This is a genomic window from Micromonospora sp. NPDC048887, assembly GCF_040649715.1.
Taxonomy (GTDB): Bacteria; Actinomycetota; Actinomycetes; order Mycobacteriales; family Micromonosporaceae; genus Micromonospora.
This window is the reverse complement of sequence record NZ_JBEZGA010000004.1, coordinates 344,948-360,802: the sequence shown is the minus strand read 5'-3', so window position 1 is coordinate 360,802 and position 15,855 is coordinate 344,948. Positions and strand designations below refer to the sequence as shown.

Here is a 15,855-nt window from a genome sequence, read left to right as displayed (position 1 = left end):
GCGCAGAGCCGCCTTTCGTTCGCGACTGCGGGGCTCCGCTTCGCTGCACTCCTCGCGCTCACAGTGACCCCCCGTACAGCTTGACCTCGTCCGTGCCGTCGGTCTCGGCGAGGGTGACCTTGACGTTCTCGGCCAGCGCGGTGGGGATGTTCTTGCCGACGTAGTCGGCGCGGATCGGCAGCTGGCGGTGGCCGCGGTCGACCAGGACCGCGAGCTGCACTGACGCCGGGCGGCCCACGTCGCTGAGCGCGTCCAGCGCGGCCCGCACGGTGCGGCCGGAGAACAGCACGTCGTCGACGAGGATCACCCGCTTGCCGTCGATCCCGCCGGGCGGCAGGTCGGTCGGGCCGACCGCGCGGGTGGCGTGCCGGCGCAGGTCGTCGCGGTAGAGCGTGATGTCGAGCACGCCGACCGGGACTGTGACGTCCTCGAAGGTGCTGATCCGGGCCGCGAGGCGGTGGGCCAGCGGCACGCCCCGGGTGGGGATGCCGAGCAGCACGGTGTCGGCGGCGCCCTGGGTCTTCTCCAGGATCTGGTGGGCGATGCGGTCGACCACCCGCGAAACGTCCGCTGCGGCGAGGATCACCTTCACCGAGGGTTGTCGCGGCGGCGACGAGTGGGCAGCCGGTGGGTAGGCCACGGCGGACCTCCTTCCCCGCCTCACGGGACGGGTCGTTAAAGGACGTCTGGTCGGCTCCGGCCGGCCCGCGCGGGGCCCGGACCGGGGCTTCACGCCACGTTACCAGCGGTCACCGGGCTGCCCGCCGCCGGTACTGACCTGCTGGTCAGCCCGGAGAAATGGGGACAAGCCACACAGGGGTGCGGGACCCGGTGGACGGCAACACTTGACCACTTGTCGCAATCCCCGTACCGTCACGCTCCGTAGCGATAGCTCGGAGAACCCGAACAGCACTGGGAGTGTCCGAATGCCCTCTGAATACGCCAAGTCGCTGGGCGCCCGCCTGCGCTCCATCCGCCAGCAGCAGGGTCTGTCCCTGCAGGGGGTGGAGGAGAAGTCGAACGGGCGGTGGAAGGCCGTGGTGGTCGGCTCGTACGAGCGCGGCGACCGCGCCGTCACCGTGTCCCGCCTGGCGGAGCTGGCCGACTTCTACCGCGTTCCCGTCTCGGAGCTGCTGCCCGACGGCAGCGGGGTGCGTCACGAGCCCACCAGCAAGATCGTGCTGGACCTGGAGCGGCTCTACGACGAGGCCTCCGAGGACCTCGCGTACGTGGCCCGGTACGCGCGTGCCATCCAGCAGCAGCGCGGTGACTACAACGGCCGCGTGCTCTCGATCCGCGCCGACGACCTGCGCGCCCTCGCGATCGTCTACGACGCCTCGCCGTCGGGCCTGATCGAGCGGCTGACCGAGCACGGCGTGCTGGTCGCCGACCCGCGGGCGTTCTTCGCCTCCTGAGACCCCCGTACGACGAGAAGGGCCCGTGCCGCCTGGCACGGGCCCTTCGTCGATCCGGCACGCGTCAGCGCGTGGCGTACTCGGCGATCCGGCCGAGGATGCCGTTGAGAAAGCGGGGCGAGTCGTCTGTCGACATCTGCCGGGCCAGCTCCACGGCCTCGCTGATCGCCACCGCGTCGTCGATCTCGTCGACGTAGAGCAGCTCGTACACGGCGATCCGGGCCAGGTTGCGGTCGACCACCGGCATGCGCTCCAGCGTCCACCCCTCGGCGTAGCTGGCGATCGTCTCGTCGATCCGGTCGAGGTGCGCCGCCACGCCCTCGACCAGCCCGATCGCGTAGCCGAGGTGGTCGGGGCGCGGCTGCTCGATCCGTTGCAGGTAACCGGCGAGCACCTCGACCGGCGGGCGGTCCCGCAGGTCGGCCTCGAAGAGCACGTCCAGCGCCCGCTTGCGCGCCTTACGACGCGCCGGCATCTGCTGCTTGGGACCCTCGGCCATCAGGATCGGCCGAGGTAACGGCCGTCGCGGGTGTCGACCTTGATCTTCTCACCGGTGGTGATGAACAGTGGCACCTGCACCGTCGCGCCGGTCTCGACGGTGGCCGGCTTGTTGCCGCCGGTCGACCGGTCGCCCTGCAGGCCCGGCTCGGTGTAGGTGACCTCCAGCACGACCGAGGTCGGCAGCTCGATGTACAGCGGTACACCCTCGTGGGTGGCGACCGTCGCCTCGGCCTCGGGGAGGAGGTAGTTGGCGGCCTCGCCGACGACGCCGCCCATGACGGTGATCTGGTCGAACGTCTCCAGATCCATGAAGACGTAGTCCTCGCCGTCGGCGTACAGGTACTGCATGGTGCGCTTGTCCACGGTCGCGGTCTCGACCTTGGTGCCCGCGTTGAAGGTCTTGTCGACCACCTTGCCGGACAGCACGTTCTTCAGCGTGGTGCGCACGAAGGCACCACCCTTACCGGGCTTGACGTGCTGGAACTCGACGACGGCCCACAGCTCGCCGTCCAGGTTGAGTACCAGGCCGTTCTTCAGGTCGTTGGTGGTGGCCATTTCCTGCCTTGATCATCAATTGGCGGACAGACCGTCCAAGTCTACTCGCTCTGTCGAATCGGACTCGCGCCACGGAACTGAGGGGCTCAGGCGCCCGCGGCGAGCCGGGCGGCCAGGTGGTGCAGCGCCAGCCGGTAGCCGTCCACGCCCAGGCCGCAGATCACGCCGGTGGCCACGGCGGAGACCACCGAGTGGTGCCGGAACTCCTCCCGGGCGTGGATGTTGGAGATGTGCACCTCGACCAGCGGGCCGCGCAGCATGGCGCAGGCGTCCCGCACCGCGATCGAGTAGTGCGACCAGGCGGCCGGGTTGAGCACCACCGCCGCCGCTTCGTCGGTCGCCTCGTGCAGCCAGGCCAGCATCTCGTGCTCGGCGTCGGTCTGCCGGACCACCACGTCCAGGCCCAGCTCCCGGCCGTACCGCTCGCAGTCGGCCACCAGCTGGGTGTAGCTGGTCACCCCGTACACGTCGACCTGGCGGGTGCCGAGCCGGCCCAGGTTCGGCCCGTTGAGCACGTACACCCTCACGAGCTGATCTCCGCGTACGCGGCGGCGAGCAGGTCGTCCGGCGGCGCCTCCAGGATCGCCGGGCGGGCGAGCCCGTCGAGCACCACGAACCGCAGCCGGCTCCCCCGGGCCTTCTTGTCCACCCGCATCGCCGCCAGCAGCTCCGGCCAGGCGTCGGCCCGGTAGCCGGTGGGCAGGCCGAGCGCGGTCAGCACCCGGCGGTGCCGCTCGGCGTCGGCCGCGTCGAGGCGGCCGGCGAGCCGGGCCAGCGTGGCGGCGTACACCAGGCCGACCGCCACGGCGTGACCGTGCCGCCAGCGGTACCCCTCCACCTTCTCGATCGCGTGCGCCAGCGTGTGCCCGTAGTTGAGCACCTCGCGTACCCCGGATTCGCGCAGGTCCCCGCCGACCACGCCGGCCTTCACGCGGACCGCGCGCTCGACCAGTTCCCGCAGCACCGGCCCGGCCGGGTCCAGCGCGGCGGCCGGATCCCGCTCGACCAGGTCGAGGATGACCGGGTCGGCGATGAAGCCGCACTTGACCACCTCGGCCATCCCGGCCGCCAGGTCGGCCGGGGGCAGGCTGTCCAGCGTCGCCAGGTCGGCCAGCACGCCGGCCGGCGGGTGGAACGCGCCGACCAGGTTCTTGCCGGCGGCGGTGTTGATGCCGGTCTTGCCGCCCACGGCGGCGTCGACCATGCCGAGCAGCGACGTGGCGACCGGCACCCAGCGCACCCCGCGCAGCCAGGTGGCCGCGACGAAACCGGCCAGGTCGGTGACCGCGCCGCCGCCCACCCCGACCACCGCGTCGGTACGGGTGAACCCGGCCTCGCCGAGCCGATCCCAGCAGGCCGCCGCCACGTCGACGTGCTTGCCCGCCTCCGCGTCCGGCACCTCGATGAGCAGCGGAGTCACGCCGGCCCCGCGGACGCCGGCGGCGAGCCGGTCGGCCAGCGCCTTGAGCGGCGGCGAGTGCAGGAAGGCCACCCGCTCGGCGCCGGGTAGCAGCGCCGGCGGCGGGTCCAGCAGGTCACGTCCCACGAGCACGTCGTACGGCCGCTCGCCGCCGACCGGGATCCGGGTCACCTCGTCCATCGCGGGCAGCCTAGTCCAGCGCGCCGCCCTCGCGGGGCGACTGTCCACTCCCTGGGTGTTTGCCCGGCCGCACGCCGGGTAGGGCGGCCGGAATGAGCGAGACGACGGCACCCGCGACCCGACCGGAGTCCGCGACGAGCATCCGGCTGCCCGCCACCATCCTCGGCGTCGGGCTGGGCGGCTTCGTCGACGGCATCGTCCTGCACCAGGTCCTCCAGTGGCACCACATGCTCAGCAGCACCGGCAGCGACCGGGCCGGCATCCGCGAGTACCCGGTCGACACCGTGGCCGGGTTGCAGATGAACACGCTCTGGGACGGGCTGTTCCACGTGGTCACCTGGGTCGCGGTGCTGACCGGCCTGGCCCTGCTCTACGCCCGGGTCACCACCTCGCGGGGCCGGCTGTGGCGCTCGCCCATGCTGTGGGGCTGGGCGCTGATCGGCTGGGGCCTGTTCAACCTGGTCGAGGGCGTCGTCGACCACCACCTGCTCGGCATCCACCACGTCCGCGGCGGTCCGAACCAGCTCTGGTGGGACCTCGGGTTCCTCGCCCTCGGCGTGGTGCTGATCGCGGTGGGCTGGGCGATCCAGCGCCGGGCCCGCGAGGTGGACCTCTGCGCGCCGGAGCGGCGGTGATCCCGGCCCACGCCGGGCACGCCGACGGCGGCTTCCCGGCCGTCGCGCTGCTGCCGCTGGTGCTGTTCTGGGCGTACCTGGCCGCCGCGCTGCGCCTGCGCGACCCGGGCGGACCGGGCTGGCCGCACGCCCGCACGGCGAGCTTCGGGTTGGGCACGCTGCTGCTGGTGGCGGGGCTGCTCTGGCCGGCCGGTGACTTCGTCGGGCACATGTGGCAGCACCTGCTGATCGGCATGCTCGCGCCGCTGGCGCTGGTGCTCGCCGCCCCGGTCACGCTGCTGCTGCGCACGCTGGACCGGCGTACCGGCCGGGCCCTGGCCCACCTGCTGCGGCACCCGGTCGCGCGGGTGCTCGGCCACCCGGTGACCGGGCTCCTGCTCACCGCGGGCGGGCTCTGGCTGCTCTACCTCACCCCGCTGTACCGGGCCACGCTGGACAACCCGGCCCTGCACACGCTGGTGAACCTGCACTTCCTGCTCAGCGGCTGCCTATTCGCCTGGTCGATCGCCGGGCCGGACCCGGGACCGCACCGTCCCCGCGTACCGGTGCGGCTTGTGGTGATCGGGTTCGGGGTCGCGGCGCACGCCACCATCGCCCAGTTGCTCTACGCCGGGCTGTTCGTGGACGTGCCCGCCACCGCCGCCGAGCTGCGGGCCGGGGCCACGCTCATGTACTACCTCGGCGACCTGGCCGAGATCGCGCTGGCGCTAGCGCTGCTCGCCACCTGGCGGCCCGAACCGGCCCGGCGCCGCCGCGCCGCGCGGTCCGCGCCGGTCGCGGCCGTGCGGGTCAGGGCTTGAGCAGCGCGGCGATCTCCGCCGCCAGCTCCTGCGGGGTACGCCCGTCGGTGACCACAGTCGCGGTCGCCACCTCGGCGTAGAGCGGGCGGCGCTGGTCCATCAGGTGCTTGAGCGTGGCGCGCGGGTTCAGCGCGAGCAGCGGCCGGCCGGCGCCCAGACCGACCCGCTTGAGCGCGTCCGGCAGCTCCACCGACAGGTGCACCACCGTGTGGCCGATCAGCGCGGCCCGGTTCTCCTCGGCCAGGACCGCGCCGCCGCCGAGCGCGAGCACGCCCGCGTGCGACGCGAGCGCCGCCGCCACGGCGGCCCGTTCGAGGGTACGGAAGTGGTCCTCCCCCTCGTCCACGAAGATCTCCGGGATGGGCTTGCCGGCGAGGTTCTCGATGTCGGCGTCGGTGTCCCGGAAGCCGACGCCGAGCGCCTCGGCGAGCGCCGTGCCGACTGTGGTCTTGCCGGAGCCGGGCGCACCGACCAGCACGCAGACCGGCCGGGTGCTCATTTGATCACCAGGCTGTCGAGGTAACCGGCCAGGTTGCGGCGCATCTCGGCGATCGAGTCGCCGCCGAACTTCTCCACCGCCGCCTCGGCCAGCACCAGCGCGACCATCGCCTCGGCCACCACGGCCGCCGCCGGCACCGCGCACACGTCGGAGCGCTGGTTGATGGCGGTGGCCGGCTCGCCGGTGGTCACGTCGATCGTGGCGAGCGCCCGGTTCAGCGACGAGATCGGCTTCATGGCCGCCTTCACCCGCAGCGGCTCACCGGTGGTGATGCCGCCCTCCAGGCCACCGGCCCGGTCGGTGATCCGCCGCACGCCGGTGGCGGTGGGCACGATCTCGTCGTGCGCCTCCGAACCGCGCGAGCGGGCCTGCTGCCAGCCGTCGCCGATCTCCACGCCCTTGATCGCTTGGATCGACATGAGCGCGGTCGCGAGGCGGGCGTCGAGCTTGCGGTCCCACTGCACGTGGCTGCCCAGGCCCGGCGGCACCCCGTACGCGAGCACCTCGACCACGCCACCGAGTGTGTCGGCGGCCTTCTTCGCGGCGTCGACCTCGGCGACCATCCGGGCGCTGGCCTCGGCGTCGAGGCAGCGCAGCGGGTCGGCGTCGATGCGCGCGGCGTCCTCCGGCGTGGGGCGCAGCCCTGGCTTGACCGCCACCGGGCCCAGCTCGACCACGTGCGAGACGATCTCCACGCCGAGCGCCTGCCGCACCAACGCCTTGGCGACGGTGCCCACCGCGACCCGGGCGGCCGTCTCCCGGGCGCTGGCGCGCTCCAGGATCGGCCGGGCGTCGGTGTGCCCGTACTTCTGCATGCCCGCCAGGTCGGCGTGACCGGGACGAGGGCGGGTCAGTGGCGCGTTGCGGGCCTGGCTTGCCAGTTCCTCCGGGTCGACCGGGTCGGCGGCCATCACGGTGCGCCACTTCGGCCACTCGGAGTTGCCGACCCGGATCGCCACCGGGCTGCCCAGCGTGACGCCGTGCCGGAGCCCGCCGATGATCTCGACCTCGTCCTGCTCGAACGACATCCGGGCGCCCCGGCCGTAGCCGAGCCGGCGCCGGGCCAGCTCGCCGGAGATCTCCCCGGTGGTCACCTCGATGCCGGCGGGTACGCCCTCCAGCATCGCGACGAGGGCGGGTCCGTGCGATTCACCTGCAGTCAGCCAGCGCAACACGACGGTCAGTGTGTCACGCCCGGTGGTCACCGGCGTACGCCGCCCGCCGCATCCCGCCAACCGGACAGGCCACCTCCGCGCGCTGGTCCGCCGCCCGGCGGGTGAGGTGTTAACAGGGGACCCTTCCCCTACCGGAGGCGTTAAGAAGGGGCCCTTCCTTACACCGGCAGCGCGGCGCGCATCGCGGCCCGTGGAGCGGGGACGCCGGTGAACTGCTCGAACTGACCGAACGCCTGGGCCAGCAGCAGATCCAGCCCGGAGACCACCCGGCAGCCGGCGGCGAGCGCCGCCGCGGCGAGCGGCGTCGGCCACGGATCGTAGACCACGTCGAAGAAGACGGACTCCGGCCGCCAGTCGAAGTTGTCGGCCAGGGGGTCGGCGACGCCCTTCGGCACCGTGGAGATCACCACGTCGGCGCGGGCGTGCGCCGGCGCCCCGTCCCACTCCGCGCCCGCCAGCGGCACCCCGGCCGCCGCCGCGACCGGGCGCAGCTCGTCGACCGCCTCCGGGCGGCGGGCCACCACCGTCACCTCGGCCGCCCCGATCCGGGCCGCCGCCGCGATCGCGGCCCGGGCGGTGCCGCCCGCGCCGAGCACGGTGACGACCGCCCCGGCCACGCAGCCGGCGCCGGTGAGCACCTCGACCATGCCGGTGACGTCGGTGTTGTCCGCGTACCAGGTGCCGTCGGGCCGGCGTACCAGCGTGTTGGCGGCGCCGACGGCGGCGGCGACCGGCGAGACCTCGTCGGCGAGCGCGAGCGCCGCCTCCTTGCCCGGCATGGTCACCGACAGGCCGGCCCACTCCGGGCCGAGGCCCGCGACCAGGCCGGGCAGCTCGTCGGCGCCGGCTTCGATCCGGGTGTACGACCAGCCGGTCAGCCCGGCCGCCGCGTACCCGGCGGTGTGGATCACCGGGGACAGCGAGTGGGCGATCGGCCTGCCGACCACAGCGGCACGACGGGGAGCCGAAATGTGCACTGCCTCTGTCTCCCGGGTGACGTCGTGCCTAGAGAACGCCGTTCTCCTTGGCCTTCTCGATGTTGCGCTCATGCTCGGCGTTTGTCGTCGCGAAGGCCGAGTGTCCCTGCCTGTCGATGGCGACGAAGAAGAGCCACTTGCCGTCCGGCGGGCTCAGCGCCCCCTCCAGGGCCTGCTTCCCCGGGTTGTTGATGGGGGTCGGGGGCAGACCCGGGCGGGCGTGGGTGCTGTACGGGTTCTTCTCGTCGTACAGTTCCTCTCTGCGCATGTCCTTCGACGCCTTCGTCGGCTTGCCGGTCAGCTCCCAGTAGTAGTTGACCGAAACGTCGAACTGCAGACAGTTGCAGGGGAAGTTGCCGCTGTAGGCCCGGTTGTAGGCGACGCGGGCGATCTTGCCGAGGTCGTCCTTGTTGCCCGCCTCGGCTTGGGCGAGCGACGCCACGGTCAGTACCTCGTACGGGCTGATGCCGCCGCGGTTCGCCTGCACGTTCTCGGCGAACTTCAGGTTCCCGGTGACGGTGAGGAAGTTGTCCACCATCAGCTTGAGCACCGTCTCGGCGGTGGCCTTCGGCGGGATCTCGTAGGTGTCGGGGAACAGGAAGCCCTCGACCGACGGCTTGGCCTTCTTGCCGTCGGAGCGCTTGAACCACCAGTCCGGTACGCCGAGCGCCTCCGGGTCCTTCGCGGCGGCCTCGAAGTCCTTGACCGGGATGTCGGTCTTCTCGGACAGCCGCTTGTAGACCGTCTTCGCGGTGAGCCCCTCGGGGATGGTGATCCCGTTGACGATCTTGTTCTTGAGGTCCAGCAGCGCCACGACCGCCGCGTCACCGCTCATCTGCTTGCGCAGCTTGTAGGTGCCGGGCTGGATGTTCTTGCTGCGCGAGTTCTCCTCGGCGGCCTCGATGAACGCCTTGGTGCTCTTCACCACGTCGGCCGCGACGAGCGCGTCGGCCATGTCGGCGATCAGCGCGCCCTGCTTGATCTCGACCGTCACCTCGCCGGTGCCGGAGCCGTCGTAGTCGGGCGTGACGAAGTAGTTCTGGACCCGGTCGAAGCCGTAGAACGCGCCGCCGCCGATGCCACCCAGCAGGACCAGAGCGAGCGCGAGGGCGAGAAGGGTCTTGCCCCGGCCGCCGCCGGACTTGCCCTGACGCCGGCGCACCGCGCCGCGCCGGTGCCGGCCCTTCTCCCCCCTGTCCGGCTCGTCGAACCCCAGATCAAGATCGTCGATCATTGCGTCCGCCTCCGCTGTGCGTCCAGCCAGCTCTGCAGAATCTCCACCGCGGCAGCCTGGTCGACCACCGCCCGTTGGCGCTTTCCCCGGACGCCCCGTTCGGCAAGCCTACGACTCGCGACGACGGTAGACATCCTCTCGTCCGTCAGCGTCACCGGAATCGGCCGCATCACATCAGCCAAACGGCTGGCATATGCCGATACGTTCGCCGCCGCGGGTCCGTGCTTCCCGGCGAGATTGACCGGCAGCCCGACCACGATCCCCACCGCCTCGTGCTCGGCGGCGAGCCGGACCAGCTCGGCCATGTCGCCGGGCACCGCGTCCGGTTCCGCCGTCAGATCACGGGCCAGCGTGACCAGGGGCGTGGCGAGGATGCCGTGCGGATCACAGCGGGCCACCCCCACCCGCACCTGGCCGACGTCGACACCCAGCCGGACACCTCGGGACAGCTCGGTCACTGACGGACACCTCCCCGCCGATACGGGCCAGGGCGGACCGGGTGGTCCGCCCTGGCGTACATCCGTGCGCTCATGCCGTGCCGGCTGGGCATGCCCTCACGGCCCTCGCTCCGCTCGGTGCGTTCGCTCATGCCGCGTCGGCGACCGCCCGCTCGACGGTGACCAGCAGGTTCGGCGCCTCCGCCGCGGGCAGGCCGCCGCCCTGGGCCAGGTCGTCGCTGCCGCCGCCCCGGCCGGAGAACGCCGCCTTGACCAGGTCCTTCGCGCTCAGGTTCCGCCCCCGGGCGGCCTGGTTGACGGCCACCACCAGCGACGCCTTGCCGTTGGCCCGGGCCGCCACCGCGACCACCGCCGGGCGGGCCGCGTCGATCCGGCCCCGGATCTCCTGGGCGAGGGTCCGCACGTCGTTCGCGGCCGCGCCCTCCGGCGCCTCGGTCCCGACGTACGCGACCCCGCGCACGTCCTTCGCCTGCGCCGCGAGCGCGCCGGCGCCGCCGAGCACGAGCTGGGCGCGCAGCTTCTCCAGTTCCTTCTCCGCGTCGCGCAACTGGGTGACCGTCTGCTCCACCCGGTCGGCCACCTGCTCCCCCGGCACCCGGAACAGCTCCGCCAGCCGGGACACCAGCAGGTGCTCACGGGCCAGGAAGCCGAACGCGTCCATGCCGACGAGCGCCTCGATCCGGCGGACCCCGGAACCCACAGACGCCTCGGAGAGGATCTTCACCAGGCCGAGCTGGGCGGAGCGGGCCACGTGCGTGCCGCCGCACAGCTCACGGGCGTAGTCGCCGACCTCGACGACCCGGACCCGCTCGCCGTACTTCTCACCGAACAGGGCCATCGCCCCGATCCGGCGGGCCTCCTCCTGGCTGGTGACGAACGCGTGCACCTCCAGGTCGGCCAGCAGCACCTCGTTGACCTGCTGCTCGACGTCGTGCAGCACGCTCGGCGCCACACCCGTCGGGGTGTTGAAGTCGAACCGCAGCCGGCCCGGCGCGTTGAGCGAACCCGCCTGGGTCGCCGACTCGCCGAGGAAGTTACGCATCGTCTGGTGCACCAGGTGCGTCGCCGTGTGCGAACGGGAGATCGCCCGGCGGCGGGACGCATCGATCTCGGCGTACCCGGTCTCCCCGGCCCGCACCTCGCCGCGCACCACCTTCGCCCGGTGCACGATCAGGCCGGGCACCGGCTGCTGCACGTCGAAGACCTCGACCTGGCCGCCGCCGACGGTGATGAGGCCCTGGTCGGGCTGCTGCCCGCCGCCCTCGGCGTAGAACGGGGTGGTGTCGAGCACCAGCTCGATCGTGTCGCCCTCGGCAGCCGCCGCCACCGTGGCACCGCCGGACAGCAGCGCGCGCACCCGCGACTCCCGGCTCAGCTCGGTGTAGCCGGTGAACTCCACCGGCCCGCCGCCGTCGAGCACCGACCGGTACGCCGACACGTCCGTGTGCCCGGTCTTGCGCGCCTGCGCGTCGGCCTTGGCCCGGCTGCGCTGGTCGGCCATCAGCCGGCGGAAGCCCTCCGCGTCGACCTGCAAGCCCTGCTCGGCCGCGATCTCCAGGGTCAGGTCGATCGGGAAGCCGTACGTGTCGTGCAGCTGGAACGCCTTGTCACCGGAGAGCGCCGCCTTGCCGGCCGACTTGGTCTCGGCGATGGCGGTGTCCAGGATCGTGGTGCCGGCGCGCAGCGTGGCCAGGAACGCGTCCTCCTCGGCGTACGCGTACTGGGAGATCCGGCCGAAGTCCTCGGCCAGCTCCGGGTACGACGGCGCCATGCAGTCACGGGCCACCGGCAGCAGCTCGGGCAGAGCCCGGTCGGCGTAGCCCAGCAGCCGCACCGCCCGGATCGCCCGGCGCATGATCCGCCGCAGCACGTAACCACGGCCCTCGTTCGACGGGGTCACCCCGTCGCCGATGAGCATCAGCGAGGTGCGCACGTGGTCGGCGATCACCCGCAGCCGCACGTCGTCCGGGTGCGACTGGTTGGCCGCCTGGCCGGAGTGCGCGCCGTAGCGCTTGCCGGTCAGCTCGGCGGCCCTGTCCAGGATCGGCCGGACCTCGTCGATCTCGTAGAGGTTGTCCACGCCCTGCAGCAGCGAGGCCATCCGCTCCAGGCCCATGCCGGTGTCGATGTTCTTCGCCGGCAGGTCACCGAGGATCGGGAAGTCCTCCTTGCCGGTGCCCGGACCCCGCTCGAACTGCATGAAGACGAGGTTCCAGAACTCCAGGTAGCGGTCCTCGTCGACCTCCGGCCCGCCCTCGCGGCCGTAGGCCGGGCCGCGGTCGTAGTACAGCTCGGAGCACGGGCCGCACGGGCCGGGGATGCCCATCGACCAGAAGTTGTCGGCCTTGCCCCGGCGCACGATCCGCTCGGCCGGCACCCCGGTGGCGCGCCAGATGTCGTACGCCTCGTCGTCGTCCAGGTAGACGGTCGCCCAGATCCGCTCCGGGTCCAGCCCGAAGCCGCCCGCCTCGACCGGCTTGGTGGCCAGGTCCCAGGCGAGCGGGATCGCCCCGGACTTGAAGTAGTCACCGAAGGAGAAGTTGCCGTTCATCTGGAAGAACGTGCCGTGCCGGCTGGTCTTGCCGACCTCGTCGATGTCCGGCGTCCGGATGCACTTCTGCACGCTCGTCGCCCGCGCGTACGGCGGGGTCTGCTGGCCCAGGAAGTAGGGCACGAACTGCACCATGCCCGCGTTGATGAACAGCAGGTTCGGGTCGCTGATGGCGGGCAGCGGAGCGGACGGCACCACGGTGTGCCCGTTCGCCTCGAAGTGGGCGAGGAACCGCCGCTTGATCTCCGCCGTCTTCATCGCTGGTGGTCCTCCGGGAAAATCTCTCGATCACCGATGCGCGGGTCCTCCCGCAGCTCGGCGAACTGGTCGTCGTACACCTCGCCGCGGGCGAAGGCCTCGTGGATCTCCTGCTCACGCTCGGCCATGCCGACCCGGACGTCGTCCATGAACGCCCGGACCGACTCGACCAGACCGCCGGCGGACTCGGACAGCCCGCTGGCGATGCCGGCCGGGGTGTACGCCTGCGCCGTCCGGGTGGCCTTGCGCACCACCAGGACGCCCACGGCCAGCCCGATGCCCAGCCAGAACAACCGCCTCATGTTCTCATCCTTCCCGCGTACGCCGGTCGGGGTCAGCGGTTGCCGCGCTTGGCGGCGCGACGCTGCTGCTTGATCGTGTCGCGCACCTCGCGCTCGGTCTCGGCGTGCCGGCGGGCGGAGGCGGCCCGGCGCACGCCGTACCCGAACGCGGCCACCTTGACCAGCGGGTTCGCGGCGGCGGCGGAGACCACCGTGGCCAGGTTCGCCACGTTCGCGGTGACGTTCTGCGCGTGGCTGGTCATGGTGTCCACCTTGGCGAGCTGGAGGTTCACCCCGTCCAGCGAGGTCTGCACCTGCTCCAGCGCCACGTTGACGTTCTTCACCGTGGTGTTCACGTCACCGAGCAGCGGCGTGGTGCGCTCGTTCACGTCGGTGATCATGCGGGTCGTCGCGTCCACGGTGTGCCGCAGCCGCAGGATCGGCACCGCCAGCACGAGCACCAGCATCAGGAACGCGCCGGCCGCGATCAGCGCAGCGATCTCTCCACCACTCACGCGTAAGTCCTCCTCAAGCAGTGTCCCGGGACCCGACGCCCCGGAACGCGCGACCGTACCTACCCACTTCGCGCCACGCCGACCCGGTCACCGGGCGCGGACGGGCGTGCCAGCCCCAGACCCTACCGTCCGTGATGAAAGTCGGCTCACGACGGTGAGGGGGTCGCCTCGCCCAGCGGGTCGTCGGTCAGGGTCGGATACGGATCCTCGCCGGTGAGTGACGGGTCGGTGGTCGGCGTCGGCCCGGTGCGCTCGTCGTCGATCGCGTTACGCACCTTCACCGACACCAACGAGCCGGTGCAGTCCGCCGCTGCGGGCTCGGCCGGCGCGGACGGCGCGGGCGCACCGTCGACCGGCGGGGGCGTGCAGGTGCGGTCGCGTACCCACAGGTCGAGCGTGAGCTCGTCCCGACGCCAGCAGGTGTAGCTACCCGGGACCTTCTCGTCCGGGCAACGGTCGACCTTCCAGCGCCGCCACCCGTCGCCGGCCAGCGCCTGCTCGTAGACCGCGACCGTCTCCTTCCACCCCTGTTCCGATTCGACGGAGCGTTCCCGCAGGCGGCAGTCCTGCAGGCACCAGCGGCTGCCGCTGACGTTGTCCACCGTGTTGCTCTGCGCCCAGCCGGGCACCTTGAGCTCGTCGAGGGTGTCGAAGACCGGATCGTGGCTGAGCGTGCGAATGCCGAAGTAGAGCGGCACCGCCCCCAGTAGCACGAGGCTGACCAGGGCGAGGATGCCCAGCCGAAGCCGGCTGCGCTCGCGCATCTGCCGACGCAGCTCGGACCGGGCGCCGCGCAGGCCCCCGGCCTCCGCACCGCTGTCGTCCGCGCCGGGACCGCCGGGCCGCGGTGCGCCGACCGCGCCGGGCCGTGGTCCCGCCGGCTCCCCCGGGGGTACGGCCACAGCCGCCCGGGCCGCCACCGCGTTGCCCGGTCCGGGCCGGTCCGGGTCCGCTCCCGGTGGTGTCGCCCGGGCGGCGGTCCGCTCGTCCGGCGCCACCGGACGGGCCACACCCGCCGCCGCGCGGGCGGTCACGGGCGCACCGGGCGGCACCGGGCCGTCGCCCGACGGTCCCCGCGCGCCGGGGGCCACCGGCGGACGAGGCGCGGCACCGGGCCGGAGGGTGTCGTCGGGGCGGGCCACCCCACGCCCGTCGCCACCGGCCGGAGCACCACCGGGTCGACCGCCACCGATCGGGATCCCGCCGGTGCGCTCGCTGTCGCCGCGCGGGCCGGGGGCGACCGGAGCGCCACCGGGACGTCCACCGCCCACCGGGATCCCACCGGTGCGCTCACTGTCGCCGCGCGGACCCGGCCCGGCCGGACCGCCACCGGCAACGGGCGGGACACCGGGGCGGGCCGCGCCTCGGGCCGGGGCGGGCCGGGCCGGTCCCGGGTCGGACGGCTGGGGGCGGGCCGACGGCACGACCGGACCGGACTGGTCGGGGCGGCGCGCCGGGCCGGCCGGTTCGGCATGCTCCGGCGCACCGGGACCGGACTGCCCGGGTCGCCGGGAGCCCGGCTCGGGACGCACCGGCGGGACGGCGACGCCGGCCCGGCCGCCGGGCGCCTCCGGCACGGCGCCCCGGCCGCGGGGCGCGTCGGGCGCGGCATCCCGGCCACGGGCCACGTCGGGTGCGGCATTCCGGGCGGTGGGTGCCTCGGGGGCGGCACTCCGGCCGCCGGGTGCCTCGGGTGCGGCGCTCCGGCCGCCGGGCGTGCCACGACGGGCGGCCGGCGGGGTCGGGCCGGTCGTCGGACCGCCGGACACCGGCGCGCCCGGCAGGTCCGGCGCGTTTCCGCTGCGCGGCACGCCCGGGGCTCGGTCCTGGGCGGCCCGCCGGCCGGCACCCGGCGCGGGTGCCGCCGCGGGTCCAGGAACGTGGTGACCGGCCGTGGGCTCCTCGCGCCGCGCGCGTCGCCCGCCACCGGAGACGGGAGCGGCGTCCGGAACGGCGCGACCGGCCGGCCCGCCGGGCACGCCGCCTTCCGGCGCGGCGCGACGGCCCGCGCCGGAGACCGGCCGGGTGCCTGGTGGAACATCGTCGGTACGGGTCCGGCGGCCCGCCCCCGAGACCGGCCGGGTGCCGGGGGCCACGTCGTCGGGCCGCGCCGGGCGCGCTCCACCGGGGACCGCCTGGACGGCTCCGATGTCCTCGGCGCGGGCCCGGCGGGCCCCACCGGAGACCGGCTGGATGCCGGCGGTGTCGTCCGGCCGGGCTCGTCGTCCGACCGGGGCCGGCGGCATCGCCGGGTCGCCTCCGGCCGGATGCGGGCCCTCCGGCCCGGCGCCGTGCCGACCGCGAGGGGTCGGTGGTACGCGGGTGTCGCCGTCGACGGGCGGCCGGCCCAGGTCGGCGGGTACCCGGCCGGACGGCGGCGGCGGGCCGGGTGGGACGCGGG

General features: G+C 73.5%; 17 protein-coding genes. 3 read left to right on the top strand and 14 right to left on the bottom strand.

Features of this window, described 5'->3' with window-relative positions; all coding sequences use genetic code 11:
- Positions 1-58: 58 nt before the first annotated feature.
- Positions 59-640 (bottom strand): bifunctional pyr operon transcriptional regulator/uracil phosphoribosyltransferase PyrR, encoded by a 582-nt coding sequence (gene pyrR, locus AB0C17_RS09400; protein ID WP_357386493.1) that lies wholly within the window; start codon positions 638-640, stop codon positions 59-61.
- Positions 641-926: 286 nt separating this feature from the next.
- Between pyrR and AB0C17_RS09395 the strand changes: the two genes are divergently transcribed.
- A complete protein-coding gene (locus AB0C17_RS09395) occupies positions 927-1,415 on the top strand; it encodes a helix-turn-helix domain-containing protein (protein ID WP_013285505.1) in 489 nt (162 codons plus the stop codon).
- Between the two features lie 64 nt (positions 1,416-1,479).
- On the opposite strand, the gene nusB is transcribed toward AB0C17_RS09395, so the two are convergent.
- The 4 genes from nusB to aroB form a co-directional block, all read right to left on the bottom strand.
- Positions 1,480-1,890, bottom strand: coding sequence for a transcription antitermination factor NusB (gene nusB / locus AB0C17_RS09390; protein ID WP_357386586.1), 411 nt, complete (start codon positions 1,888-1,890; stop codon positions 1,480-1,482).
- A 23-nt stretch (positions 1,891-1,913) separates the two neighbouring features.
- Positions 1,914-2,471, bottom strand: coding sequence for an elongation factor P (gene efp, locus AB0C17_RS09385; RefSeq protein ID WP_357386495.1), 558 nt, complete (start codon positions 2,469-2,471; stop codon positions 1,914-1,916).
- A gap of 86 nt (positions 2,472-2,557) precedes the next feature.
- A complete protein-coding gene (aroQ, locus tag AB0C17_RS09380; RefSeq protein ID WP_357477751.1) occupies positions 2,558-2,998 on the bottom strand; it encodes a type II 3-dehydroquinate dehydratase in 441 nt (146 codons plus the stop codon).
- Positions 2,995-4,071 carry a 3-dehydroquinate synthase gene (gene aroB / locus AB0C17_RS09375; RefSeq protein ID WP_357477749.1) on the bottom strand — a complete coding sequence of 359 codons (1,077 nt, stop codon included), beginning with the start codon at positions 4,069-4,071 and terminating at the stop codon, positions 2,995-2,997. The genes aroQ and aroB overlap by 4 nt, the downstream gene beginning before the upstream one ends.
- Positions 4,072-4,163: 92 nt before the next feature.
- Here aroB and AB0C17_RS09370 point away from each other — a divergent pair, with 92 nt between their 5' ends.
- Together AB0C17_RS09370 and AB0C17_RS09365 are read left to right on the top strand one after the other, a co-directional pair.
- Positions 4,164-4,706, top strand: coding sequence for a DUF2243 domain-containing protein (locus tag AB0C17_RS09370; protein ID WP_357477746.1), 543 nt, complete (start codon positions 4,164-4,166; stop codon positions 4,704-4,706).
- The gene (locus AB0C17_RS09365; protein WP_357477743.1) at positions 4,703-5,506 is read left to right on the top strand and encodes a cytochrome c oxidase assembly protein; all 804 of its coding nucleotides are present in this window, start codon (positions 4,703-4,705) and stop codon (positions 5,504-5,506) included. Before AB0C17_RS09370 ends, AB0C17_RS09365 begins: the two co-directional genes overlap by 4 nt.
- Here the strand turns inward: AB0C17_RS09365 and AB0C17_RS09360 are convergent.
- The 9 genes from AB0C17_RS09360 to AB0C17_RS09320 form a co-directional block, all read right to left on the bottom strand.
- Positions 5,496-6,005, bottom strand: coding sequence for a shikimate kinase (locus tag AB0C17_RS09360; RefSeq protein ID WP_357477740.1), 510 nt, complete (start codon positions 6,003-6,005; stop codon positions 5,496-5,498). The genes AB0C17_RS09365 and AB0C17_RS09360 overlap by 11 nt on opposite strands.
- Positions 6,002-7,180, bottom strand: a complete 1,179-nt coding sequence (gene aroC, locus AB0C17_RS09355) for a chorismate synthase (RefSeq protein ID WP_357477737.1) — start codon at positions 7,178-7,180, stop codon at positions 6,002-6,004. The genes AB0C17_RS09360 and aroC overlap by 4 nt, the downstream gene beginning before the upstream one ends.
- A gap of 158 nt (positions 7,181-7,338) precedes the next feature.
- Entirely contained in the window at positions 7,339-8,151 is an 813-nt protein-coding gene (locus tag AB0C17_RS09350) for a shikimate dehydrogenase (protein ID WP_357477865.1), read from the bottom strand.
- A 34-nt stretch (positions 8,152-8,185) separates the two neighbouring features.
- Complete coding sequence (mltG, locus tag AB0C17_RS09345) at positions 8,186-9,391, bottom strand: endolytic transglycosylase MltG (protein ID WP_357386505.1); 1,206 nt, start codon at positions 9,389-9,391, stop codon at positions 8,186-8,188.
- Complete coding sequence (gene ruvX, locus AB0C17_RS09340) at positions 9,388-9,849, bottom strand: Holliday junction resolvase RuvX (RefSeq protein ID WP_194802882.1); 462 nt, start codon at positions 9,847-9,849, stop codon at positions 9,388-9,390. Before ruvX ends, mltG begins: the two co-directional genes overlap by 4 nt.
- Before the next feature lie 127 nt (positions 9,850-9,976).
- On the bottom strand, positions 9,977-12,658 hold the full coding sequence (gene alaS / locus AB0C17_RS09335) for an alanine--tRNA ligase (RefSeq protein WP_357386508.1): 2,682 nt from the start codon (positions 12,656-12,658) through the stop codon (positions 9,977-9,979).
- Positions 12,655-12,960, bottom strand: coding sequence for a DUF6167 family protein (locus tag AB0C17_RS09330; RefSeq protein WP_354866963.1), 306 nt, complete (start codon positions 12,958-12,960; stop codon positions 12,655-12,657). The genes alaS and AB0C17_RS09330 overlap by 4 nt, the downstream gene beginning before the upstream one ends.
- A gap of 32 nt (positions 12,961-12,992) precedes the next feature.
- Positions 12,993-13,454 (bottom strand): DUF948 domain-containing protein, encoded by a 462-nt coding sequence (locus AB0C17_RS09325; RefSeq protein WP_357386511.1) that lies wholly within the window; start codon positions 13,452-13,454, stop codon positions 12,993-12,995.
- Between the two features lie 146 nt (positions 13,455-13,600).
- Positions 13,601-14,218 (bottom strand): hypothetical protein, encoded by a 618-nt coding sequence (locus tag AB0C17_RS09320; RefSeq protein WP_357477862.1) that lies wholly within the window; start codon positions 14,216-14,218, stop codon positions 13,601-13,603.
- Between the last annotated feature and the right edge of the window lie 1,637 nt (positions 14,219-15,855).